Below are 3,974 nucleotides of genomic sequence, written 5' to 3'. Positions count from 1 at the left end.
AGCACGTACATCCGCATGCCCGACAGGTTGACTGTCTCCATGAAGTCGCAGGCCAGCAGGGCGTCAGCCTGGCTGCGAAGGAAGTTGGCCCAGGTGCTGGAGTTCCGCTCGGGTGCTGGGTCGATACCCGCCTCCTTCAGGATTTCCCGGACGCTGGACGCGCCCACCTTCACCCCCAGTACGAGGAGCTCGCCGTGCAGGCGTCGGTACCCCCAGCTCGGGTTCTCCTTCGCCAGGCGCAGGACCAGGACGCGGATCGAGCGCACTGTAGGGGGTCGTCCCGGGCGTTTGGGCCGGCAGGAGGCGGCATGGCGGCGCGCGACGAGGTTGCGGTGCCAACGCAGTAGCGTGTCGGGGCGTACGAGCAGCCGTGCCTTCGCAGGACGTGCCGTGGCAGCCGGTGTAGGAGCGCTGCCAGGAATGCCCGGTCGCTCGGGGCGAACCGGATCTTGTCCTTGCCGAGTTGGCGTTCCAGCACGGTGATCTGGTGGCGCAGGGCGAGGATCTCGGCGTCCTTGTCCCGGTCGGTCATCGGCAGCAGGCGAAGCATCGCAAACGCGTTCGACACACCCAGGTAAGCCAGTCGCAGCAGCACGATCGATCATCATGACGCGCGGATCACGCACTACGCGAGAGCGCCGACTCGAGTGACCGCGACCGACGACCATGAGGCCTGGTGCGGGCCCCCGACCAGGACGGATGACATTCTCGGCAAGCGCAATGTCACATCCGACCTCAGGCACATCATCAGCGAGCGTATTTGCAAGGGGACTTGACAGCGGAGGGCCGTTCACCTCACCCACCAAGCCGCCCACGACGCCGTGAACGCCATCGACACCACCCTCAAGTCGGGCCATCTCCTGGATCCGCCTGTGCCCCCACCCGGGATTCCCCTGGGCCGGCCGCAGAACGAGCTTCTTGATCAGGGCCGGGGTTGGTGAGCGTCCGGTGCCCCGGCGCGCGATATAGTCCCACGTCGCGGCGATGAACCTGCGGTGCCAGGCAAGCAGGGCGCCATGGGTGACAGGGGATCTTGAGCCAGTGACGTCGGCGTATCAGCCCGGACAGGGCTGCGAACCAGAACCGGTCGTCGGGCTCATAGGGAACGGGTTCGGCCAACTGGCGGCGCAGGACCGCGTTCTCGTGGCGCAGCACCAGCAGTTCCGCGTCCTTCGCCGTCCCGCGACGGAGGCCTTGTACTGCAAGGACACGATCACGGAGAGCACGATCCCAGCGGACTGACCGCACCCCCTCGCCTGCGGCGATGACTTTTCGAGCGGGACAGGCGCCCGTCACCCCTTCGACCTCGCGCGACCCTGGCCCTCGCCCCGCGCCTGGGCTACGAGGAGGGAAGCTCAGTCACGCGATTCGGCATCATTTCGGCTGATCTACTGCAAACTTGAGGGGTGACTATTCAGCCGCGTCAAACGTGGTTAGTCTGTCTCCGCATCGGAGGGTGTTCTCAGCACTTCCGCGCTTTGCGACTGGGATGACGTGCGGATTTTCCCGCGCGGACGGACGCCTGGCCGGCCGGTCTTTGCTGTCGTCCTAAGGACATGTTTCATGGAATCGCAAGTGCCTCCTCGTTCGAACACCGCTGCCGCCCCCACTGACCTGTACTCCCTGACGGGTGTGGAACCCCTGATGACCAGGGACTTCGAGACGCGGCCAGCCCTGGTCTACGAGCGGTTGCGCAGCCGGTACGGCCAGGTGGCGCCGGTCGATGTGTTCGGCGCCCGCGCATGGCTCGTTCTCGGCTTCCGTGAGGTCCGGGAGGTGATGCGTGACGACACCCTGTGGAAGAAGGACATGGGCAACTGGCGCGCACTGCGAGAGGGCCGGGTGCCGTCCGACTGGCCATTGATGGCGTCGCAGGATTTCGGCCACATGCTGTTGCGCGACGATGAGCGGCACAAGAGGACGCGTCAGGCCGTGGACTCTGCGCTGATGCCGTTTCAGGACCCGGGAAAGCCGCAGGCCTGGGAGCTGGATAAGGCCGTGTCCCAGTACATGGACGAGCTGATCACGTTCTTCGCGGAGGGCGGCACCAGCGGATGGGTGGACCTGTGCGCCCAGGTCGCGCGGCCACTCCCGCTGATGGTCCTCAACCGGCTGTTCGGCTTCCCCGTCGAGCAGGGCGACGACATCTTCATGGACTCCTGGCGGATGGTGGACGCCGGTCCTGACGCGGCTGCCGCCGCCGAGCGGCTGGTGAAGGCGACCACCGAGCTGGCTGCGTACAAGAAGTCCCACCCCGGTGACGACCTGACCACGCGGCTGCTGGCAGCCGACCCGCTCCTGTCGGTGGAACAGGTCGGTATCGAGCTGTACGCGATTCTTGTGATCATGTCCGAGCTCGTGGGCCACTCGATCACCAACAGTGTGCTGGAGGTGCTCACCGGAAATCCCTCGGTGCGGGTCAGCCTCACGACCGGCCATGGTGACGAGCTGGTCAACCGGGTGCATCTGGCCACCCCGCCGTGGACCAACTGCACCTTCCGTTTCCCCGTCGCCGACACGGTACTGGGGGACTTCCGGCTGGCGGCCGGCGACGCGGTCATGGCGTCGATCGCAGCGGCGCACGGTGACCCGCTGTTCCTGAGCGCGATCGATCAGGAGGCGTCGAAGAGCTCGCGTGCCCACCTGGCGTGGGGCACGGGAGTACATCAGTGCCCAGGGCGCGGGCTGGCCGACATGATGGTGACCACGGCAGTCAGCCGACTGTTCGAGCGATGTGACTTCGAGCTGGGCTTGTCGGTCGACCAGTTGCCCTGGCGCTCCTCCACCTATGTGCGTGGCCTACGCTCGTTCCCGGTCCGGTTCCAGATGCGGGAGGCCATGGGCGCCACCGCCCGGAGCGCCCCGAGCGCCGGTGCGGCAACCGATTCCACCGCACCGGAACCGGTGGCGGCTGCCACTCCGGCGGAGCAGGACCGGCCCCGGTCCGGACTGTGGCGCTTCCTCGCCAGCCTGCGACGTGGCGGCCAGTCCTGACAATGACCCGCGGCGAGGCCATGGCTGGGTGGTCACCCGGCGGCCTGGACGGCGCGGGTACCCCGTGAGGGAGTCGGCGCTCCCTCACGGGTGACGGGCCGTGAAGGGTGTCAATATTCCAATCAGGCTGCTGAGCTGGGCGTTTCCTGTGGATGCTGAGGCAGCCGGGGTGGCATCGCACAGGCCGTCCGGGCAGGACAGAGCCCAGGCCACGCTCGTACCGGAGGCAAGCCAGCGGAGCGGTGGCTCGCGGACGGCTACCAGGTACTTTCCGATGACCTCGGCACTGTCCTGGACATCGAGACCGGCCTTCGTGAGGCGCTGCTCCACTCCCACCACGACGCCGCCGTCGCCGCCCTCGATGATGTCCTGGATGTGCGGGCCGGCCTGCATGAGGCTTTGAGGACACAGTCCGGCGTCGACACATGAGAGCTCACCAGCAGCCGACAGCCCTGCATGACCTCGACGCAGGCAGACTCCTGCGCGAGCGTCCTCGGCTGCGTTATCAACGAGCACGGGTATGGTGCCTGATCAGCAGCGATGACTTTTCGAGCCCGACAGGGTAGCGGTGCGCAATCTTGGTCTGGTTGGCGACATCGAACGTTACCCAAGGTGAGGAATGCTGCCCACCAAACAAGCGGTGCGATGGGCTCGCGTCCGTCGCTTCAGCGGCGACCCGAACGTGCTGCGCAGGTACGAGACTGGCGAGATCCACGAGCACCTCGTCGAAATCCGCCGGCTCGCTACCGACACCGTCCCCCGCACGCCGCCCTGCCCCCGAGCGGCAAATGGATCACCGACGAAGCCACACAGCTCGCAGCGGTCGAGCCGACTCTGCCCTTGCCAGAAACCTCATCCACCCTGGTAGGGGCCGGTGCATCGGGTTTCCCGAAATCTGGCCGCGGTTGTCTGAGCCGGCGCTCTCGCGCAGCTGCCGTCAGCACGTCATGATGATCGATCGTGCTGCTGCGACTGGCTTA

At 66.7% G+C, this 3,974-nt stretch carries 2 protein-coding genes and 1 pseudogene; 1 reads left to right on the top strand and 2 read right to left on the bottom strand.

The features are described from left to right. Window positions 1-595 (bottom strand): annotated as a pseudogene (locus ACWDSL_RS52335) (integrase); the annotation flags it as partial. A gap of 1,049 nt (window positions 596-1,644) precedes the next feature. Here ACWDSL_RS52335 and ACWDSL_RS52330 point away from each other — a divergent pair. Then, window positions 1,645-2,994, top strand: a complete 1,350-nt coding sequence (locus ACWDSL_RS52330) for a cytochrome P450 (protein ID WP_450496709.1) — start codon at window positions 1,645-1,647, stop codon at window positions 2,992-2,994. Between the two features lie 84 nt (window positions 2,995-3,078). Here ACWDSL_RS52330 and ACWDSL_RS52325 read toward each other — a convergent pair whose 3' ends face one another. Then, window positions 3,079-3,387, bottom strand: a complete 309-nt coding sequence (locus tag ACWDSL_RS52325; RefSeq protein WP_450496707.1) for a hypothetical protein — start codon at window positions 3,385-3,387, stop codon at window positions 3,079-3,081. Window positions 3,388-3,974: the final 587 nt, after the last annotated feature.

The organism is Streptomyces sp. NPDC000941, assembly GCF_053599555.1.
This window is presented reverse-complemented; position numbering and strand designations above follow the sequence as displayed.

Bases quoted from the DNA above. Each gene is read 5' to 3' on its own strand.
- ACWDSL_RS52325 (WP_450496707.1), bottom strand. From the start codon at position 3,387: ATGCAGGCCGGCCCGCACATCCAGGACATCATCGAGGGCGGCGACGGC.
- ACWDSL_RS52330 (WP_450496709.1), top strand. From the start codon at position 1,645: ATGACCAGGGACTTCGAGACGCGGCCAGCCCTGGTCTACGAGCGGTTG.